This is a genomic window from Sphaerisporangium fuscum (assembly GCF_018531465.1).
Classification (GTDB): Bacteria; Actinomycetota; Actinomycetes; order Streptosporangiales; family Streptosporangiaceae; genus Sphaerisporangium; species Sphaerisporangium fuscum.
On record NZ_JAHDTF010000023.1, the window covers coordinates 128,383 to 147,389 of the forward strand.

The 19,007-nt window shown below is 71.3% G+C and carries 20 protein-coding genes; 10 read left to right on the forward strand and 10 right to left on the reverse strand.

The annotated features are described in order from the left end of the window. Positions 1 to 14: 14 nt before the first annotated feature. The 3 genes from KIK05_RS47275 to KIK05_RS28330 all read left to right on the forward strand — a co-directional run bounded on the left by KIK05_RS47275 (position 15) and on the right by KIK05_RS28330 (position 1,482). Positions 15 to 476 (forward strand): hypothetical protein, encoded by a 462-nt coding sequence (locus KIK05_RS47275; protein WP_250563581.1) that lies wholly within the window; start codon positions 15 to 17, stop codon positions 474 to 476. Between the two features lie 262 nt (positions 477 to 738). Then, on the forward strand, positions 739 to 996 hold the full coding sequence (locus KIK05_RS28325) for a DUF397 domain-containing protein (RefSeq protein ID WP_308250156.1): 258 nt from the start codon (positions 739 to 741) through the stop codon (positions 994 to 996). Between the two features lie 72 nt (positions 997 to 1,068). Beyond that, positions 1,069 to 1,482: a hypothetical protein gene (locus KIK05_RS28330; RefSeq protein ID WP_214413908.1), complete on the forward strand. Its 414-nt coding sequence runs from the start codon at positions 1,069 to 1,071 to the stop codon at positions 1,480 to 1,482. Between the two features lie 60 nt (positions 1,483 to 1,542). Here the strand turns inward: KIK05_RS28330 and KIK05_RS28335 are convergent, their stop codons facing one another. The 6 genes from KIK05_RS28335 to KIK05_RS28360 all read right to left on the reverse strand — a co-directional run bounded on the left by KIK05_RS28335 (position 1,543) and on the right by KIK05_RS28360 (position 5,888). After that, complete coding sequence (locus tag KIK05_RS28335) at positions 1,543 to 2,280, reverse strand: NIPSNAP family protein (protein ID WP_214413909.1); 738 nt, start codon at positions 2,278 to 2,280, stop codon at positions 1,543 to 1,545. Between the two features lie 79 nt (positions 2,281 to 2,359). After that, positions 2,360 to 2,788: an Rrf2 family transcriptional regulator gene (locus KIK05_RS28340; RefSeq protein ID WP_214413910.1), complete on the reverse strand. Its 429-nt coding sequence runs from the start codon at positions 2,786 to 2,788 to the stop codon at positions 2,360 to 2,362. A 233-nt stretch (positions 2,789 to 3,021) separates the two neighbouring features. Continuing rightward, complete coding sequence (locus tag KIK05_RS28345) at positions 3,022 to 3,366, reverse strand: MazG nucleotide pyrophosphohydrolase domain-containing protein (protein ID WP_214413911.1); 345 nt, start codon at positions 3,364 to 3,366, stop codon at positions 3,022 to 3,024. 195 nt (positions 3,367 to 3,561) lie between these two features. Beyond that, positions 3,562 to 4,251, reverse strand: a complete 690-nt coding sequence (locus KIK05_RS49070; RefSeq protein WP_214413912.1) for a winged helix-turn-helix transcriptional regulator — start codon at positions 4,249 to 4,251, stop codon at positions 3,562 to 3,564. A 15-nt stretch (positions 4,252 to 4,266) separates the two neighbouring features. After that, complete coding sequence (locus KIK05_RS28355) at positions 4,267 to 4,956, reverse strand: alpha/beta fold hydrolase (protein WP_214413913.1); 690 nt, start codon at positions 4,954 to 4,956, stop codon at positions 4,267 to 4,269. Further along, positions 4,953 to 5,888 carry an LLM class flavin-dependent oxidoreductase gene (locus tag KIK05_RS28360; RefSeq protein WP_250563582.1) on the reverse strand — a complete coding sequence of 312 codons (936 nt, stop codon included), beginning with the start codon at positions 5,886 to 5,888 and terminating at the stop codon, positions 4,953 to 4,955. Before KIK05_RS28360 ends, KIK05_RS28355 begins: the two co-directional genes overlap by 4 nt. Positions 5,889 to 6,002: 114 nt before the next feature. On the opposite strand from KIK05_RS28360, the gene KIK05_RS28365 reads away from it, so the two are divergent. Then, complete coding sequence (locus KIK05_RS28365) at positions 6,003 to 6,437, forward strand: organic hydroperoxide resistance protein (protein ID WP_250563583.1); 435 nt, start codon at positions 6,003 to 6,005, stop codon at positions 6,435 to 6,437. 74 nt (positions 6,438 to 6,511) lie between these two features. Here the strand turns inward: KIK05_RS28365 and KIK05_RS28370 are convergent, their stop codons facing one another. Continuing rightward, positions 6,512 to 8,005 (reverse strand): alpha/beta hydrolase, encoded by a 1,494-nt coding sequence (locus tag KIK05_RS28370; protein ID WP_214413914.1) that lies wholly within the window; start codon positions 8,003 to 8,005, stop codon positions 6,512 to 6,514. Positions 8,006 to 8,173: 168 nt separating this feature from the next. On the opposite strand from KIK05_RS28370, the gene KIK05_RS28375 reads away from it, so the two are divergent. Beyond that, on the forward strand, positions 8,174 to 10,228 hold the full coding sequence (locus tag KIK05_RS28375) for a sensor histidine kinase (RefSeq protein ID WP_214413915.1): 2,055 nt from the start codon (positions 8,174 to 8,176) through the stop codon (positions 10,226 to 10,228). Between the two features lie 15 nt (positions 10,229 to 10,243). Here KIK05_RS28375 and KIK05_RS28380 read toward each other — a convergent pair whose 3' ends face one another. Beyond that, entirely contained in the window at positions 10,244 to 10,852 is a 609-nt protein-coding gene (locus tag KIK05_RS28380; RefSeq protein WP_214413916.1) for a response regulator transcription factor, read from the reverse strand. A gap of 98 nt (positions 10,853 to 10,950) precedes the next feature. On the opposite strand from KIK05_RS28380, the gene KIK05_RS28385 reads away from it, so the two are divergent. From KIK05_RS28385 to KIK05_RS28395, 3 genes are all read left to right on the forward strand, one after another. Next, on the forward strand, positions 10,951 to 11,682 hold the full coding sequence (locus KIK05_RS28385) for an ABC transporter ATP-binding protein (protein ID WP_214413917.1): 732 nt from the start codon (positions 10,951 to 10,953) through the stop codon (positions 11,680 to 11,682). Then, on the forward strand, positions 11,682 to 14,096 hold the full coding sequence (locus KIK05_RS28390; RefSeq protein ID WP_214413977.1) for an FtsX-like permease family protein: 2,415 nt from the start codon (positions 11,682 to 11,684) through the stop codon (positions 14,094 to 14,096). Before KIK05_RS28385 ends, KIK05_RS28390 begins: the two co-directional genes overlap by 1 nt. 269 nt (positions 14,097 to 14,365) lie before the next feature. Beyond that, positions 14,366 to 15,340, forward strand: coding sequence for an alpha/beta fold hydrolase (locus KIK05_RS28395; RefSeq protein WP_308250157.1), 975 nt, complete (start codon positions 14,366 to 14,368; stop codon positions 15,338 to 15,340). A 73-nt stretch (positions 15,341 to 15,413) separates the two neighbouring features. Here the strand turns inward: KIK05_RS28395 and KIK05_RS28400 are convergent, their stop codons facing one another. Next, complete coding sequence (locus KIK05_RS28400; protein WP_214413918.1) at positions 15,414 to 15,839, reverse strand: hypothetical protein; 426 nt, start codon at positions 15,837 to 15,839, stop codon at positions 15,414 to 15,416. A 215-nt stretch (positions 15,840 to 16,054) separates the two neighbouring features. Between KIK05_RS28400 and KIK05_RS28405 the strand changes: the two genes are divergently transcribed. Together KIK05_RS28405 and KIK05_RS28410 are read left to right on the forward strand one after the other, a co-directional pair. Beyond that, on the forward strand, positions 16,055 to 17,251 hold the full coding sequence (locus KIK05_RS28405) for an MFS transporter (RefSeq protein WP_214413919.1): 1,197 nt from the start codon (positions 16,055 to 16,057) through the stop codon (positions 17,249 to 17,251). An 87-nt stretch (positions 17,252 to 17,338) separates the two neighbouring features. Next, a complete protein-coding gene (locus tag KIK05_RS28410) occupies positions 17,339 to 18,325 on the forward strand; it encodes a sulfite exporter TauE/SafE family protein (RefSeq protein ID WP_308250158.1) in 987 nt (328 codons plus the stop codon). 15 nt (positions 18,326 to 18,340) lie between these two features. Here KIK05_RS28410 and KIK05_RS28415 read toward each other — a convergent pair whose 3' ends face one another. Continuing rightward, complete coding sequence (locus tag KIK05_RS28415; protein ID WP_214413920.1) at positions 18,341 to 18,916, reverse strand: hypothetical protein; 576 nt, start codon at positions 18,914 to 18,916, stop codon at positions 18,341 to 18,343. Positions 18,917 to 19,007: the final 91 nt, after the last annotated feature.

The following is a 19,007-nucleotide window of genomic DNA, read 5'->3' on the forward strand; positions in this document are numbered from 1 at the left end:
TCTGCAATTGGCGGGTGTTCCGCAGCACGACTGACAGGCTGTGGGCGACTCGGGAGCAGCCGTTCAGTCTCGCTGCCGAGAAGGCCGGTGCGTGGCGCACCGTGGACGCCGATGACGAGTTGGGGCTGTACCAGGCCATCGCGGAGCAGGAGAGCATCGCGGATCTGGCGGTGTTGCCGCACGAGGTGGTCGAGGCGATCGAGCGACAGGTCGCGGTGCTGGAGAGCACATATCCGGCGTGGAAGATCGCACGCCTGTACGACAAGTACGGCGCACCGGGCGGCTGGGTGGCGGTTCGGCACGCACCCCTGGATCCGGCCGAGATGAAGGCCGGGTTGGTCGCCATGGTCGAGGCAAATGATCACGTGGCCTTGGTGGCGAAGCTGTCCGGGCAGGACGTGATAGCGCATCAGCGGGGCTACGCGATTCGCGATCACGGGGCGCCACTGTGGATCAGCAGCCCGCCGAAATCCTGAGGACCGTCGCCGCCCCAAGATCCAGTACTGGGACGAGCCGCCGGCGCCCGTCCTTCACGAAGCGCGGCGGGCGTCCGTCCGTCAGAGGGCGCGGCCGGCGTCCGTCCTTCACGAGGCGCGGCCGGCCTTCGTCCTCCGCGAGGCCACGCTCCGCTCCTGTCACCGATCCGGGCCTGTTCCCCGGTTGGGTCGTGGCGGGCCGGGCGGGCGGGCCGGCCGTGGACGCGCGGGAGGGGAAGCCGCCCGCCCATCGAGTCGTCCGGTGACGGCCGTCGCCGGGCTCACCGAGAGAAAGGAGAAACAGCAGATGGAAGACCTGTACGCACGGGACCTCGCCGGGGTGCGGTTCCGGCGGTTGTGCGGAGGTTACACGGGCGATGACGGGGAGGCGTGCGTCGAGCTTGCCCCGATTCCCGGCTCGGAGGACGCCTTCGCGCTGCGTGACAGCAAGAACCCGGATGCCGGGACGCTCCGGTTCACGGGTGCCGAGCTTCGCGCCGCCGGCATGACCACTATCTAGCAGCACCAAGAGCAGGCGGCCCCTGCCCGCTGGCGACAGGCAGGGGCCGCCCCAGGATGGTAGGCGAGGGCCGTGATGCACTTCCACTGCTACACCTGGACGGGCCAGGGTGAGGACCTGCGCCGGGAGGCCGAACGACGTCCGATGGACCCGGCGTTCCAGGCCTCGGCCCTGCCACCGATGCGTACCTGCGACTGGCTGCTCAAGCCACGCACCCGGATCGACTCCACCGCCGCCACAGTGCCGGACGCGGTCGAGTGGCTGATGGCCCGCTACAAGACAGCCGAGCCGCACTTCCTCCACCCCGGCGGCGAGGCCCGCGTCGGCCTGGACTTCCGTCTGGGAATCGCCCAGGAGCACCTCACGGGCGGCGTGGACGTGCAGTGGGGCATCTGGCTCCAGGGCGGACGCTTCCTCACCGCCGGAGTCGTCTGCTGCTCCCCCAACCGGCACGCCGACTACGCCTGCCCCCAAGGCAGGAGATAGTCAATGCGCGACCACACTCTGGTGACGAGGTCGCCTTCTGTCCCCGGGCTCCTTTGGAACTCACCGCAGTATCGACCGCTCGGTGGGTGCCAGCCGTAGCCGTTGCGGGGTCCTGGCCCACCGTTTCGAAAGATTCGGCAGCACCTGCTCGTGCCAGCGTTCTGAACGCTGCAAGCGATTCAGGTGGCGGTCGATGTGGCCTTCGTCGGTGAAACGTGCGAACCATACGAAGACCTCCTCGTTCGTCCGTACCGGCAGCGCCGGGAAGGTGTTCGGCGCGTGTTCCGACTGTAGGTACGCCAGTGGCTCGCCGCCGGTCTCGGCCAGTACGGGTCGCACGCGCTGCTGGAAGAACTCGACGAACGATGCGTCAAAGGGGTCGCGCCCGTACCAGATCGTGGCGAGGACGAGCGACGGCGGAAATCGCGCCGGCTCGCCGGGGGCCGGCCGGGCGCCGACCGGCACTGGGAACCCACCGCGCACCGAGGCCGGCCGCAGCAGCAGCACGTCATCAGAGTCGATCATCGTCGCGTTCGCCTCGTCGCGGTGCGCCCGCCAGACCGGCCCGCCGTAAAAGCTCTCCAGGGCCTTGGCGCGGCGTGACATGTCTTCGAAGCCGCGGAGCCAGACGAACCGGTCAGGATCGTCCAGGTCACGGAACTGCCCCAGGACGGTCGCACCCACTGCCTCTTGGGACTCGACGAACTCCCGGTCGAACAGATCGATCAGCACGTCTCGCTGTCCTGGGTGCAGCGTGTACTGCCGCAGTTCGACGACTGGACACCGTAGGGCTTTCACCAGTCTTACTCCTCACGTCGTTGGAACAATCTTTGTTACAACAAGGGGTATGGCAGCTGACTAGCTACCGGCCTTTCGGCTAGTTCACCAGCGTCTCGCGAAGTACATCGGCGATCGACGTGTCCGCCAGCTCCTGCCGCACGACCCGCTCGACTCGGCTGTAGACCCCGCTAAGGGCGGGCCGGATGCCTCGGCCGACCGGACACTCCAGATTGGGCTCGGTGTGATGCAGACCGAACGGTGGCTGCGCATCGACGGCTTCGTACACCTCAAGCAGGGTGATCCTCTCGGGCTCACGAGCCAGACTCCAGCCCGCACCGGCACCTCGGCGAACCTCCACCAGGCCGGCTCGTCGCAGGTCACCGAGGCTGCGCCGGATGATCACAGGGTTGGTGTTGACGCTGGCCGCGACCTGCTCCGAAGTGAGAATCTCCCGGCCACGGCGCTGCGCCAACGCCAGCCAGGCCAGCACATGCGTCGCGATGGTCAATCGACTGTTCGCCGCCATCACCCCTCCTTGTTGCAATAGCTTCTGTTACATCCATCCCCGCGGTCAAGCCACGTCGATCGTCCACAGCTCGGCACAGCGCGACCCCGCCCTGAGTCCCCCCAGCCCCCGGAAGAACGAGTCCTTTACACCTCAAACCGTCGGTCCTCCCTTGAAGACACGGTCCGAGCCGGAGCGCCCCCAGGGCGCGGAGGCGAGGACCACCACCCGACGGCACGAGCCGGCCGCAGGGATCAAGAAGTCCTGCCGGCGCCCTCGCGGGGCGAGGGACGGTCGTGGAGCCAGCTCAGCCGCTTGCGCTCGATCTCGGTCTCCAGGTCGACGCCGTGATGCCGGGCCAGCAGCAGGACCTGGGACAGGACGTCGGCAAGCTCGGCGCGGAAGTTGGACTCCAGCTCCTCCGGAGAGTGCCCCTTGTCCCTGGCCTGCCCGGAGCGCATGAGGAACGCCTGCGTCAACTCGCCGACCTCCTCCTGCAGCTTCAGCATGAACCAGGCGTCGTCACGGTCGATGCCCATCCGCCTGGCGTACTCGGCCGACACCGCTTCGATTTGATCAGTGAGCTGCCGCAGATCCATGGCCCGGAGTGTAGGCGTCGCCTCCGACGATTCACGAGGCCCTCCCTACAGCGGATGGCGGGCGTACCGGAGATCGGGAGGGCCGTACTCCAAGCCGTTCTCGTCCAACGCGTTGTAGATGGTCAGACGTCCGGTCAACCATTCGGGGCGATGGTCCTTCAGCACCGCGTCATCCTCGTGGCTGACGCGATCTCGTCATGACGCGGGGTCCGGAGCCGTGGGCCGGGTACGCGGGAGCGGCAGGCGGAACAGGCGGTGGAGCCGGCGCAGGGCTTGCCGGTCGCCGGAGGCGGAGGCGGCGCCGCTGCTGATCGCTTCTTCGAGAGTCGACCTGCTGGCGGTGATGTCGCGGAAGGTCTCCACGCTGGTTGTGATGATCACGTCAGGGTGCTGGGCCGGGCCGTGCAGGGTTTCGATCGTGCCGTCGTCGACGCGGGCGTGGAAGACTTCCTCCTCCAGACGGAACTCGTACAGTGCCCGCAGGCCGGTGGCGGCCTCGGGGTCGAAGCATGCCTTCAGGCCGAGCACGGCCCAGCCGGGGTGGAAGTTCTCCTGGTCGCGGGGTTCGTCCATTGCCCATGTCAGCCCCCACCGGGCCAGGGCCAGCACCACCGGTTCGAGGTCTTCACCGGCCGGGGTGAGGGCGTAGGCGGGGGTGCGGGCCGGCGGCGGGAGGGTGACCTTGCGTGCCAGTCCTTCGCGCTCCAGGTGTTTCATCCGGGCCGCCAGCAGGCCGGTGCCCAGGCCGCGCAGGCTGTGTTGCAGGTCGCTGAAGCGTTTGGGGCCGGTCAGGAGCTCACGGATCAGCAGCAGCGTCCACCGTTCGCCCACAAGGTCGAGGGTGCGCGCGGTCGCGCAGTACTGGTTGTAATTCCGCTGTTCCACTTCTTCATTGTAATCTTAAAGCTTCTCGTTATTGAACTGGTATGTGTGAGCGTCCAAGAGGAGCCGGGCCAGCACCTGCGGGTGGGTGAGCATCACGTTATGTGGGCCGTCCACAGCGACGGTCCGGTAGCCGATCGCCGCGGCGAACCGGTCGAAGGGGTAGGTCTGCGGTCGGCAGTAGATGGCCGTGCCGGGGATCTGGTCGACGGCTCCGCTCAGCCGGGTCGCTTCGGTGAAGGTGCGCAGAGGATGCGGCCGCAGACGTGGGGCGAGCCAGTGCGTGTCGCCGGGGTCGGTGATGCCGAAGCTCGCTGGGGGCGGGGCGGGGACGTGACGGCCGTCGGCGGCGGCGGCGCGGATCGCGTTGACGAAGGCGTCAGGTGCCAGGCCGAACATACTGGCGCCGTCGCCACCGGCCCAGCCGTCAACCAGGATGACGTGCTTCACGAGGTCAGGTCGGCGGTCGGCGGCCTGCCGGACGATCAGGCCCGCATAGCTGTGTCCGACCAGCACCACGTCGTCGGCCGTTGTGGCGACGTCCAGACAGGTGAGGACCTCGTCGACGTGGACGTCGAGGCCGACGTTGCCTTCCAGGGTGAGGGCGGGGGTCAGGGTACGCACCCCGGCCCGGTGCAGGAGCGGGGTGAGGCGCTCCCAGGCCCAGGGGCCGTGCCAGGCGCCGTGCACGAGAACGAAGGTGGTCATGCTGCTCCTTCCATCTGAAGAAGAGGGAGAACGAGGCCGGCGAAGTCCTCCAGGGCCGCGTGGTGATCGTCGGCGGCCAGACGGATCACCACATGGCGCGCACCGGCCTCGGCGTAGAACCTGAGCCAGTCCGCGGCCGCGCGAGCCGTACCGGCGAACATGGCCTGGACAGCCTCGACGGCCTCCAGCGATGCGTTGTAATAGCGCTCGACGCTCACGCGGAGGCGCCGGCGCGCCCGCTCGGGGTCCCCATCCAGGCACAGTGTCGCGTACAGGGCGGGAGTGACCGCCCGGGCCGCACTCTGCTGGATGGCCGCCCGTTCCCGGGCGTAGGTCTGCGCCTGGGGCGGGTAGGGCAGCCAGCCGTCGGCCAGGCGGGCCACGCGCCGCAGCGCCGCTTCGCCGCCTCCGGCCAGCCATATCGGTGGGCCTGCTGGACGGGCGGGTGTGGGAGCCAGCCTCACGCCGTGGAAGTCGAAGTGCCGGCCGGTGAAGGAGACCTCCCGGCCGCTCCACAGGTGACGCATCGCCTCGATCGATTCCTCAAGGCGGCTGACGCGGCGGGCGAATGCGACGCCGATCGCAGTGAACTGGGCTTCGGTGCCGGGGCTTGGAAATCCGCCGCCCATGCCGACGATCAGGCGCCCACCGGCGAGCCTGTCCAGGGTGGCGAGCTGGTGCGCCAGCAGGATCGGATGACGGAGCGCGGGCAGCAGTACGGCAGTGCCGAGCGTGACCCGGTGGGTGGCCATGGCTACGGCCGACAGCAGGAGCAAGGGCTCGGCGCGGGGCCGGGTGAGCGGGCTGTCGCCGGCCCAGACGGAGTCGAAACCCAGCGCTTCTGCACGCCGCGCCTGTTCAACCAGCCGCTCCAGGTCGTGATCGCCGCGTACGGCTTGATCGCGCGTCGGCAACAGGTAGCCGACCTTCATTGAGGCCATGTGATCCCTCTCGTCGATGACTGGTTCTCGGATCTTAATCATTGACTTCCTATTTCTGAAGTCTAAGATTCTGGATCGAGTAGCAGACTCATTAAGGAGATCATCATGACGAAAGCGCTCTACACCGCCCAGGCCCACGTCGACGGCGGCCGGGCCGACGGCCACGGACGCACTGCCGACGGCATGCTGGAGGTAGACCTCAGGCAGCCCAAGGAACTGGGCGGGGACGGCGAGGGGGTCAACCCCGAGCAGCTGTTCGCCATCGGCTACGCCGCCTGCTTCGCCACCTCACTCGCCCTGGTGGGCCAGCGCAAGCACATGCGCGCCGACGACGCGGCGATCGACTCGAAGGTCATGCTCATCCCCGCCGGCAACGGCGGCTTCCAGCTGGGCGTCGAACTGGAGATCAGCTTGCCGTCCATCGCCGACCTCACCCAGGCCGTCGACCTGGTCCGGGTGGCGCATCAGGTGTGTCCCTACTCCAACGCCACCCGCGGCAACATCGAAGTGGTGCTGGTCGTCAACGGCACACAGTTGTGACACACCGCCGCGTGCCGGGCACCCTCGCGAGAAGGGGTGCCCGGCACGCGGCGTACCGGCCAGGAGCCCGGCGGTCAGCCGGTGGTCTTGGGGCAGAGGGTGTCGTGGGAGGGGCGCCGGCCGGTGGTGAGGAAGGCGGTGACGGTGTCGTCGCCGCAGGCGTTGCCGTTGGCCAGGTAAACGCCGTGGCCTCCCGAGTCGACGCGCACCATGCGCGCCCGGTCGCCGAAGGCCTGGCGCATCTTGAGGGCTCCGCTGTACGGGGTGGAGGGGTCCCGCAGGTTCTGGATGAGCAGCACGTTCGAGGGGCCGTTGGAGCCGACGCGCACGGGCGGCTCGGCGGGGGCGTACGGCCAGTACGCGCAGGGGCCCATGTTCACCGGCATGCCGGCCGTCAGGGGGTACTTGGCCCGGTCGCGCTCCACCTGCCGCTCGTGCCAGCGGATCGAGCTCGGCCATTCGGCGTCGTTGCAGAGGGTCGCGGCGGCGGACGCGGCGGTGTTCTGCATCACGGCGTCCGGCGGCGTGGACGGCTGGGGCAGCGGGCCGCCGGCGAGCGCCGCGTGCATGAGTCCGGCGAGCATCGGGAAGTTCGTGTCGGAGTACAGCGCGTTCAGCAGGGTGTCGCGCAGGGCGTTGCCGTTCAGCTCCCCGGGGTTGGCCCCCGGCCACGGGATCGGCCGCTGGTCCAGGCGGTCGGCGAGGCGGAGCGTGGTGCGCCGGACGGTCGCCGGGTCGGCTCCCAGGCCGTACTCGTTGTCGCGCGCCGCAGCCCAGGCGGCGAAGTCGGGGAAGCGGTCCTCGACGCCCACCGAGTAGTTCGCCAGCCATCCGCGGCCGACGCGCACCGGGTCGGGGTCGTCGTTGCTGTCCAGGACGACGCGGTCGGTGCGCTGGGGGAACATGGTCGCGTACACCGCGCCGGCGTAGGTGCCGTAGGAGACGCCCCAGTAGGAGATCTTCTCCTCGCCGAGGAAGCTCCTGATCCGGTCGATGTCCCGGGCCTCGTTGCGGGTGCTGATGTGGCGCAGGGTCTCACCGCCGTTGCGGGCGCAGGCGTCGGCGATCCGGCGCGACCAGGCGACATTGGCGGAGATGTCGCCGCCGGGAGCGGGCCAGGGCTTGAGCTTGGTCGCCGCGATGTCCTCCCTGTTCAGGCCGCAGGTGACCGGGCTGCTCTGCCCGACGCCGCGGGGGTCGAACCCGATCAGGTCGTACCGGTCGAGGACGTCCTGCGGCAGCCGCCGCGCCTGGGAACTCGGCCGGGACAGGCCGGGGCTGCCGGGCCCTCCGGGGATGAGGAGCAGCACGCCCCTGCGGAGCGCGGGCTTGGCCGTGCGGATCCGCGAGACGGCGAGGTCGATCGTGCCCTTCGAGGAGTCCTGGTAGTCCTGGGGCACCTGGATCGTGGCGCACTCCTGGCGGGGATCGATGGTGGGCGAGGCGGGGCAGGCCTGCCAGGCGGGGGCGTCAACGGGCGCGGCGGAGGCGGCCGTGGGCATCGCCGTCAGGCAGGCGGCGGCCAGAGAAGCGGCGGCGGCCAGCCGGGCCGTGATCTTCGTCGTCATCGGGAGTTCCTCGTCGTCGTGGAGAAGCGTTCGCGGGGAAGAGTCTGCCGAGGCGGCGGGGGGTACCCCAGAGAGCTCGTCACCGGTCACCCATGACGTGCTCACGAATCAGACATCGGGCCCCATATGCTTCTCGCGCGGTCTGTTCGCGTCGGGGGAGTTTCGAGATTGTCACGGGTTCCGGTGCCCCGCCTGGCGCGGGGAATCCTCATCGTGGTGCTCGCGGGTTTCGCGAGCATCTACGTCGCGGCGGGGTCACCGCTGGCGATCGTGGTGTTCGCGCTGCAGCTCGTCCACGTGCTTCCCGCGCTCGGCAGGTTCCGCGGGCTGTGGCCGCTGGGCGCGCAGGCCGTCGCGGCGTACGCGGCGGTCCTGTGGACGGGCACGTCCGTCGGCATCCTCGGTTTCGTCGGCGGGTCGCTGCTGCTGACCCCGCTGTGGCCCCTGGCGCCGGTCGTGGCCGTCAGCGCGGCTCTGCTCGGGTCGCCGGATCCCGCGATCAGCATGGTGCTGATCTCCCTGGTGATCTACGGGCTCACCCGGCTGACGGAGCGGGTGGCCGACGTCCACGCGACACGGCTCGCCGTGGCGATGGCCGCGGTCGCCGAGGAGCGTCTGCACCTCACCGCCGAGCTGAACGACGGCCTCGGACGGGGCCTGGCGGCGATCGCGCGGGGCGCGCGGCAGGGGACGCCCGAGGCGCTCGCCGAAGTGGTGGAGACGGCGCGGCGTTCACTGGCGGATGCACGCTCGGCCGCGGCCGGCTACCGCGCGACGTCGCTGGCGCCGGAGATCACGACGGCGCGGGCGATGCTGGGCGCGGCGGGCGTCGCGGTGGAGGTGCGTGTCGGGCACGCCGAGCCCCTCGGCCCCGCGGGCGCCCTGCTCGCCGTGGTGCTGCGCGAGGCGGTGACCGAGGTCGTACGGCGGCGCACGGCGACCACGTGCGTCATCGAGACCTTCCAGGAGAAGGGCGCCGTACGGCTGCGCGTGACCAACGACGGCGCCCGGACGGCGGGCGACGAGAACCTGGGTGACCTGCCGGCCCAGGTCGCCGAGGCGGGCGGTACGCTCACCACGCATTTGACCGACACGGGACGGCTGACCGTCGACGCCGTCCTGCCGGGCACGCGTCCTCCCGCATCGGAGCCTCGGGGATCCGGCTCCCACGGCCCGTCGGTCGCGCTGCTCGCCGCGGTCCTGGTGGGGTTCTCGGTCAAGGCGCTGCTGCTCGTCCCCTCCGGACTTCTCGTGCCCGCCGCCGCCTGCCTCGCGGTGATCATCTTCATGCAGTTGCGTTCGGTCGTGGGCCGGCACATGGTCGCGTTGTCGATCATGACGGTGCTCACGTACGCGCCGATCCCGCTGTTCGGCAGAGCGTGGCTCGGGATCGCGGGATTCCTGGCCGGTCCCGTCCTGCTGGCGTTTCCCCAGGCGGTGGCCTGGCCGCTGGTGGCGGGTGTGATGGCGATCGTCGCGGTCTGCGCGGCGCAACTCGGTCTTCCCGTCGCGGCGACGGTCAACTACACCGTGAGCACGCTGGTCACCGGGCTGGTCGTCCACGGTCTGGTCCGGCTGGCCCAGCTGGTGAAGGAACTGCAGGAGAGCAGGCAGGCGCTGGCCCACGCGGCCGTGGTCGAGGAGCGGCTGCGCGCGGCCCGTGACCTGCATGACCTGCTCGGCCACAGCCTGGCCGCGGTCCTGCTGAAGTGCGAGCTGGCCCGGCGGCTCGACCCGGACCGGGCGCGTGCCGAGCTGGACGACGTGCTGACGATGGTCGCCCAGGCCGAGGCCGACCTGCGGGCCACGGTCTCCGGGGAGCACCGCGAGCTGTCGCTGGCCGACGAGGCGAAGTCCGCCTCGTCGCTGCTCTCGGCCGCCGGGGTCGAGGTGGACCTCGTCCTCGACCACGGCCCCCTCGCGCCGGAGGTCGAGACCGTGCTGGGCGCCGTGCTGCGCGAGGCGGTCACCAACGTGCTGCGGCACAGCTCCGCCCGGCACTGTGCCATCGCGACGTCGGCCGACGAGGGCGTCGTACGGCTGCGGGTCCGCAACGACGGCCTGGGAAAGGCGAACGGACGGCGGGGCTCGGCCGGGATCGGCAACCTGACGGTCCGCCTGGCCGCGCTGTCCGGCACGCTGGTCACCGACCGGGACGACGGCTGGTTCGAGCTCACCGCCGAGGCCCCCACGACGCCGCGCGCGCTCGGCCTCACCGCGTGAACGGGGTCCGTATGGTCAGATCCAGCCGGCTTCGGCGGCGATGCGGGCGGCGTCGGTGCGGTTGCGGGCGTTGAGCTTGGTGACGATGGTGGTCAGGTAGTTGCGGACGGTGCCGGGGCTCAGGTAGAGCTGGGCGGCGATCTCGGGTGCCTCGGCGCCGCCGGCCGCCAGGCGCAGCACGTCGGCCTCACGCGGGGTGAGCGGGTTGTCGGCCAGGTCCCAGGCGGTGACGGCCAGCGAGGGGTCGAGCACACGCTCCCCCGCCATCACCTTGCGTATGGCCGCGACGAGCTGCTCCGGCGGCGCCGTCTTGAGCACGAAGCCGTCCACCTGGGAGCTGAGGGCGCGACGCAGGTGGCCCGGCTTGCCGTACGCGGTCAGCATGAGGGTGCGGCAGGCGGGCAGCCGGGAGCGGATCTCGGCCGCGGCGGCGAGGCCGTCCAGGGTGCCGGGCATGTCGATGTCGAGGACGGCGACGTCCGGCCGGTGGGCCAGCGCGGCGGGGACGGCGGCGTCACCGGACTCGACCGCCGCGACGATTTCGAGGTCCGGTTCGAGGCCGAGCAGCGCCACCAGAGCGCTCCGGATGACGGCCTGGTCCTCGGCCAGGAGCACGCGAATCACAGGCATATGTCTACCAGTGTCCAGATCATGACGACGTCATGGTTCACCCGTGAGCGGGTCTCTGGTTCCGGGAACCGCGCTTCAGCAGGCTGAACGGCATGACAGATGTGGTCCGTTTGGACGCGGTGAGCAAGGTGTACGGGAAGGGCCAGGGCGCGGTGGCCGCGCTGCGCGAGGTGTCGGTGGGCATCCCCGCCGGCAGCTTCACGGCGGTCATGGGCCCCTCCGGGTCGGGCAAGAGCACGTTCCTCCACTGCGCGGCGGGGCTGGACGTCCCGTCGTCCGGTTCGGTGCGCCTGGGCGGCACCGAGTTGTCGCGGATGAACGAGACCGAGCTGACCGAACTGCGCAGGCAGCGGATCGGCTTCGTGTTCCAGGCGTTCAACCTGGTCTCGTCGCTGACGGTGCTGGAGAACATCACGTTGCCGCTGCGCCTGGCGGGCGTGCGCCCCGACCGGGCGTGGCTCGGCGAGATCGTGGAGCGGGTGGGCCTGGCCGGCCGGACCGGGCACCGTCCGGCTCAGCTGTCCGGCGGGCAGCAGCAGCGCGTGGCGATCGCCAGGGCCCTGGTGACCAGGCCCGAGGTGGTGTTCGGCGACGAGCCGACCGGCGCGCTCGACACCATGACCGCGCGCGACGTGCTCGTCCTGCTGCGCCAGGTCGTGGACGGGATGGGGCAGACCGTCGTGATGGTCACCCACGATCCGGTGGCCGCCTCCTACGCCGACACCGTGCTGTTCCTGGCCGACGGCCGCATCACCGACTCGATGGCCGCCCCGACCGCGGAGAAGGTCGCGGCGCGGATGACGAACCTTGGGGCGTGGAACTGATGATCGACCTGGCGCTGAAGACCCTCAGGCACCGCAAGGCCGGGTTCGCGGGCGCGTTCGTCGCACTGCTGTGCGCCGCCGCGCTGATCTGCGCCTGCGGGATGCTGCTGGAGACCGGCCTGCGCGGAGGCGTCGTCCCGGAGCGGTACGCGGGCACGCCGGTGGTCGTCGCGGGTGACCGCTTCGACCGCCAGACGGTCCGCGACGGGGACAAGGTCAAGACCAAGGCCAAGCCGCTCAGCGAGCGCGCCTGGATACCCGCGTCCCTGGCCGACGAGATCAGGCGGGTCCCCGGGGTCTCCCGCGTGGTCACCGAGGTCGCCTTCCCCGTCTCCACTCCGGCGGGCGAGGTCGTCGGCCACGGCTGGGAATCGGCGGCGCTCACGCCGTTCACCCTCCGCGAGGGCCGTGAGCCGAAGGCGGCCGGTGAGGTCGTCGTCGACGCCCGCGCGGGGCTGCGCCCCGGAGCGGAGGTGGCCGTCCGGTCGCCGGTGGGCGTGCGCTCCTACCGGGTGACGGGCGTCACGGCGCAGGTCCTGCCCAGCCAGAACACCATGTTCTTCACTTCCGCCGAGGCGGCGCGCCTGAGCGGCCACCCGGGCCGGGTGACGGCGATCGGCGTGTTCCCGAAGGTGGACGTGCGGGTGCGGGGCGCCGTCGCCTACACCGGCGACGAGCGCGGGGCCGTGGAGTTCCCCGACGCCGAGAAGTCGCGGGTGAAGCTGATCAGCCTGGGCGGCGCGCTCGGCGGGACGTCGCTGCTCGTCGCGATCCTGGTGGTGGTCGGCACGTTCGCGCTGTCCATCCAGCAGCGGCAGCGCGAGATCGCGATGTTGAGGGCGGTCGCCGCCACGCCCGCCCAGATACGGAAGCTGCTCGGCGGCGAGGCGCTGATGGTCGGCCTGCTGGCGGGGACGGCCGGTTCGGCGGCCGGCGTGGCACTGGGGTTCTGGCTGCGGTCAAGGTTCGTCGCGCTCGGCGCGATGCCGGAGAACCTGCGGCTGGTCGTCAGCCCGTTCCCGGTCTTCGCCGCCCTGGTGGCCACCGTGGTCGCGGCCTGCGCCGCGGCCCGCCTGTCCGCCCGCCGCACCGCCCGGATCCGGCCGGTGGAGGCGCTGGGCGAGGCCGCGCTGCCGGCCACGCGGCTGCCGTGGCCGCGGACGATCGCCGGGCTGGCCTGCGTCGCGGGCGGTGTCGTCCTGACGGTGCTGCTGGCGCACCTGTCCAGCGAGGCGGCCTCCAGCCCGGTCACCATGCTGACCGCGCTGGTATGGACGATCGCCGTCACGCTGCTCGGTCCGCCGCTCGCGCGGGCCGCCACGGCCGTACTCGGCGTGCCGCTGCGAGCCTGGCGGTCCTCCGGGTACCTGGCCGCCGCCAACCTGGCGGCGGGCACGAAGCGGCTGGCCTCCGTGATCGCCCCGCTCAGCCTGATGGTGGCGATGACCTGCACGATCCTGTTCGTCCAGACCACGATGGGACGTGCGGCGCAGGAGCAGGCCGCCGCGGGCACCAAGGCGGCGTACGTCCTCGGCCCCCGCGTGCCCTCCAGCGCGGTGGCGGCCGTGCGCCGGGTGCCCGGCGTCGAGGCGGTGACCGAGGTGCTGCACACGTCGGTCCGCGTCGACCTGGAGAAGTACGGCGCGCAGGCGGTCACCCCCGAGGGGCTCGGCCGGACGATGGACCTGGAGGTGACCTCCGGATCGCTGGAAGGATTCGGGGAGAAGACCGTCGCGGTCAGCCGCACGGCGGCCGGACGGCTGGGCGTCGCGGTGGGCGACGCGCTCCGCCTCACCCTCGGCGACGGCACCCCCGCCGAGCTCCGGGTCGCCGCGATCTATGAGCGCGGCCTCGGCTTCGGGGACCTCACCCTTTCCCACTCGCTGGTCGCGGGCCACGTGGACGACCCGCGGCCGTCCCTGCTGGTGTCGGCGCCCGCCGGGGCGCGGACGGCGCTGGAGCGGGCCGCGGCCGGGACCCCGGTGCTCGACCGGGTCGAGGCCGTGACCTCCGGAGGGGCGAACAGCGAGGTGAACTACGTGGCCATGGGGTTGATCATCGCGTTCACGTCGATCGCCGTGGTCAACACGCTCGCCATGTCCACCTCGGCGAGGTCGCGGGAGCTGGCCCTGCTCCGGCTCGTCGGGACGACCCGGCGGCAGGTGCTGCGGATGCTCAGGCTGGAGACGTGCGTGGCGGTCGGGGTGGCGGCCGTGATCGGGACGGTGATCGCGCTGGTCACGCTGGCCGCGTTCAGCTCCGGTATGACGGGGTCGGCGGTGCCGTACGTCCCCCCGCTGACCTACCTCGCCGTGATCGCCGCCGCGGCCGTCCTCGCGCTGGCGGCGACCTCCGTCCCCGCGCGGCTGGTCCTGAGGGAGCGCCCGGCCGAGGCGGTCGGCGGCCGGGAGTGACGGTCGGGCGGCGAGCGAGTCAAAGAGCTGCGTAAAGGCACGATGGAAGAAGACGGCGCCCTCCCCGGTCGGGCAGGCTTCATTCGACCACGCGAAGCGACGGGACGGGCCTCACGGATCGGCGCGGCCAGGGCCTGGCGCGGAAGTCACAGGGGCCCGATGCTTCCGTGGTGTCGACAACCCCAGGAAGGGATTCGGATATGCCGCTGGCTTACATGGGCTCATCGTCGCCGGGGAAGGCACGCGGAGTCAGCAGATTATGGCGCAGGGTGACCGGCACCCTCGCCGCCCTGGTCGTCGCCGTGTGCGCCACGACCGCGAGCGCCGGCGCCAGCGAGACGCCCACGGAGCCCACGGAGGGGGCGGCGCGGTTCGCTCCGGGGTTCGTCCACGGCAAGGTGGCCGTGGACGGGAGCGTCATCCACTACGTCCGGGGCGGGTCGGGGCCGGCGCTGGTGCTGCTGCACGGCTGGCCGGAGACCTGGCTGATGTGGCGGGGCGTCATGCCGACGCTCGCGCGCACGCACACCGTTATCGCGATGGACCTGCCGGGCCTCGGTGACTCCACCGTCCCGGCCGGCGGGTTCGACAAGGTCACCACCGCGCGGCGCATCCACGAGGCCGTCACCAAGCTGGGCTTCACGCAGGTGGAGATCATGGGCCACGACCAGGGTGTCCTGATCGCCTACCCGTACGCCCGCGACTACCCGGGCGAGGTGAAGCGGATCGCCGTCATCGAGTCGCCGCTGTCCGGCTTCGGGCTGGAGAACCTGTACGGCCTGAGCTGGCACTTCAAGTTCAACATGTCTCCCGCGCCGATCCCTGAGACGATCATGGACAACGACGACGTCAGCACCTACCTCGGCATGATGTTCGGCTTCAGCTACAACCGCGCGGGCATCGACGCCACGGCCTACTACCGCGCCTACGCCGACCCGGCCAAGCGGCACGCGGGGTACGAGTACTACCGCGCCTTCCCGGCGGACGCGCAGGACAACCAGGCGAACGCCTCCAAGCGGCTCACCGTCCCGGTCATGGCGATCGGCGGCCAGTACTCCTTCGGGACCGGCGTCGCCGACTCGTTCCGCCAGGTGGCCGACGACGTACGGCCGGTGGTCGCGCCCGACGCGGGCCACTTCGTCCCGGAGGAGAATCCCACCTTCGTCGCCGACTGCGCCGACCTCTTCTTCGGCGCCGCGAACACCCCGCCCTCCCGCCCCGAGCTGGCCCCCTGCGCGCCCTAGCGCCGGGCCCTCTCACCGCAGGATCACAGGCCACCCCCACGTGGGGGTGGCCTCCCTGTTGTGCGAGGTGTGGTCAGCGCCCGGACGGACGCGCGGCCAGGCGGGCCCGCTTGAAGGCCTCGGCGATGAAGCCCACGACGACGGCGGGCGGGGACACGACGATCGCCCGGCCGAAACCGTCCTCGGTCAGGGAGGTGCCGAACGACTCGTCCGGCAGCGTGAGCTGCCGCGTGACCAGCACGACGATCAGGCAGCCCAGGAACGTCACCAGGCCCGCCACCAGCGGCCGGACGAACGCCCCGGTGCCCCGGCCGGTCGCCAGCCGGGCGGCGAAGAACATGCCGCCGACGAGGAAGAAGGCGACCGTCGCCATGTTGAGGGCGCTCGCGAGAGCGATCCCGCGCAGCGGCCTGCCCGAATAGAGGAGCAGCATGAGCGCGAAGACGACCCCGCCCGCGATCAGAGAGGGGATCCAGGGCCAGCGTCTGATTCCGTCCATGAGAACAGCATACTCGTCTACATATAGATCGCCTACATATTCGCCCGGCGTGGCGGTCAGAGCGGCGCGCCCGCCGCGGTGTTTCTGTTACTGTGCCCGGGTGAGCCACCCCCTGCCGGATTGATCCGGACCTCCTTCAGCGCTTTCCACCCGTCGTGACGGGTGACGTGCGCTGGGCGACGTCCTGATTCCTTCTCCTGGCTGGGAAGCTTCCTATGTCTGTCTTCGGGGCCGAATTTCGTGCTGCCCGCATACCGTTCGCGGCGAGCCTGCTGGGCCGCCTCACCTACTCCGCCCAACCGCTGATCCTGTTCGAGGTGCTGCACCAGGGCGCCGGAACCTTCACCGCCGCCGGAGCGATGGCGGCGGTCTTCGGGCTGGTCTGCGCCCTGACCGGTCCGCTGCGCGCCCGGTTCATCGACCGTCGCGGGCCGCGCGGCGTCATGACGGCGCTCGGACTCGGCTACGCCACCGCGATGACCTCGCTGGCGCTGGCCGTCCAGTCCGGTTCGCCCTCCTGGGTCTACTGGCCGCTCGTCGTGGCCGCGGGCCTTTTCGCTCCGCCGATGGGCATCCTCATGCGGGCACTGTGGGCCGAACTGGTCCCCGCCGAGCTGCTCGCCCGCGCCCTGGGCACGGACGCGGCGGCCGAAGAGGTCGTCTACATCGTGGGTCCGATGCTGTCGGGACTCACCCTCGCCACCGTCGCGCCGTCCGCCGCCATGGTCGCCACGGCGGCCGTGATGGGCGGGGCCGGCGTCCTGCTCGGGTACGCCGCCCACAGCGGCACGCCGGTGAGCGGCGCCGCGGAGGCGCGGCAGGGGACGCTCCTCGAGGTCCTCACCGGCCTGGTCCCGGCCCTGCTGGCGGTGGCCGCGTCGGGTGGGGCGCTCAGCATCGTGTGGCTCGCGGTGGTGGCCCTGCCCTCGGCGGCCTCGCCGCCGGGCGGCGCGGGAGGCCTGCTCACCCTGCTGGCGCTGGGCAGCGCCGCCGGCGCACTGGTGCACGGCCGGCTCCCGGTGGCCGTCCGGCCTCTGCGCCGGCTGCTCGCCTGCTCCTTCGCCACGGCCGTCGTGCTGGCGGGGCTCGGCGCCCTGCCGTACCTGTGGGTGTGGGCCGCCGGCCTGCCGCTCCTCGGGGCGTTCGGCGCGCCGGTCATGGTGAACGCCTACCTGCTGGCCGGTCGTACGCCGTCGCACCTGCGCGCCCAGGCGGGCGCCTACGTCAACACGGCCTTCAACGCCGCCACGGCCTGCGGCGGGGCGGGCGCCGGACTGCTCGTGGACGGGGCCGGGCCGGGGGCGGCCGTCCTCGCCGCGGCGGGCGTGGCCGCCTCGCTCACCGCGATCGCCGCGCTCGTGCCCTCCAGCCACCGTCGATCTGTCCAGCTAGAGGGCGTATTGCACCAGTAATGCGGGCATCGCACCAGACGGAGGGCCATACCGAATAGGCATACCCGACATAGTCGATTATTCCGATTGATTTGGTAGGGTACGGGGGTGCACTTCGACTTCGACTTCAGCATGGCGATCGGGTCGTTCCTGGTCGCGATCGTCGTCGGGCTGACCGGCATGGGCGGGGGCGCGCTCATGACGCCCATGCTGGTGACCTTCTTCGGCGTGCCGCCACTGACGGCCGTCTCCAGCGACCTCGTCGCGGCCGCGGTCATGAAACCGGTCGGCAGCCTCGTGCACCTGCGCCGAGGGACCGTCAACCTCAAGCTCGTCGGCTGGCTGTGCGCCGGGTCGATCCCGGCCGCCTTCTGCGGCGTGCTGCTCGCCCGGGCCCTCGGGGACGGCGAGAACGTCCAGACGGTCATCCAGACGGGGCTGGGCGTCGCGCTCCTGATCGCGGCGCTCGGCCTCGCCGTGCGCGGCTACCTCGCCATGCGGGACCGCGCCGAGGGACGCACCACCTCCACCGGCCGCCGTACCGCGGCTCCCGGGGAACCGGCCGCCGTCGAGCCGCCCGAGGTCGTCGTGCGCCCGCTGCCCACCGTGCTGATCGGAATCGTCGGCGGCCTGGTGGTGGGCATGACGTCGGTGGGCTCGGGCTCGCTGATCATCGTCGCGCTCCTCGCCATCTATCCCGCCCTCAAGGCCAACCAGCTCGTCGGCACCGACCTGCTGCAGGCCGTGCCCCTGGTCATGTCGGCCGCGCTCGGGCACCTGCTGTTCGGGGACTTCAAGCTCTCGGTCACCGCGGCCCTCCTGGTGGGCTCGATCCCGGGCGTGTACATCGGCTCGCGCATCTCCTCGCGCGCCCCGGGCGGGCTCATCCGCCGCGTGCTGGCGTTCGTGCTGCTCGCCTCGGCGCTGAAGATGTTCGGCGTCGGCAACACCGCCACCGTGTGGACCCTGGTGGCGGTCCTGCTCGCCGCCCCGGTCTTCTGGACGTTCCTGCGCACCCGGCACGGCCTGCCCGCCCTCCCCTGGAAGGAGCCGTCTCAGCCCTCGGCACGGCAGACCGGCGTGCGGCCGGGGTGAGCCTCCGGCCCGTGGTCAGCTCCAGGTGGCACGCCTGAGCACGCCGGACAGGTCCTTGTTGCCCCAGATGTCCACCACGAGGATCTTGGAGGTGGGCAGGTACCACTCCCGCTGGGTGAACTTCACCTTCATCCCCGCGCTGCCCTGCGGCTCGCAGTAGCCGGGCCAGGTGGTGTACCGCGCGTCGTGCCCGCGCCCCACCGGGCGCAGCCCCCGGTAGGAGGCCTTGGACCCGAGCACCGTCAGGGTGTCGCCGCCGAAGGGGCACGACGGCTGGGCCAGGGTGGGGACGTACCGGTTCCTGCCGGTGTAGCCCCACTGGGCCAGGGTCTTCGGACCGACCACCCAGAACCCCGTGCAGTCGCCGTAGAAGTACTCCGGGTCGTTGCACATGTTCGTCGCCACCACCGCCGCGTCGCCGTAGCGGCGCACTCGCCAGGAGGCGGGGATCAGCAGGTTCATCCCCCGGAAGGAGAAGACCTTGCCGCCGGACGCCGTCGAGGTCGCCGCCTGCGCGGGGGACGAGGTGGCCACGGAGGCGGCCAGAACGGCGGCGGACAGAACGGCCGGAATCGCGAATGACTTTCTCACACCCGGAAGCTAACGAGCCCCACTTGCCACCCGCTTGGAACCGGTTGGGACCGGCGGCGCGCTCGTACCGAGTTATCCACAGGTCGGCGCG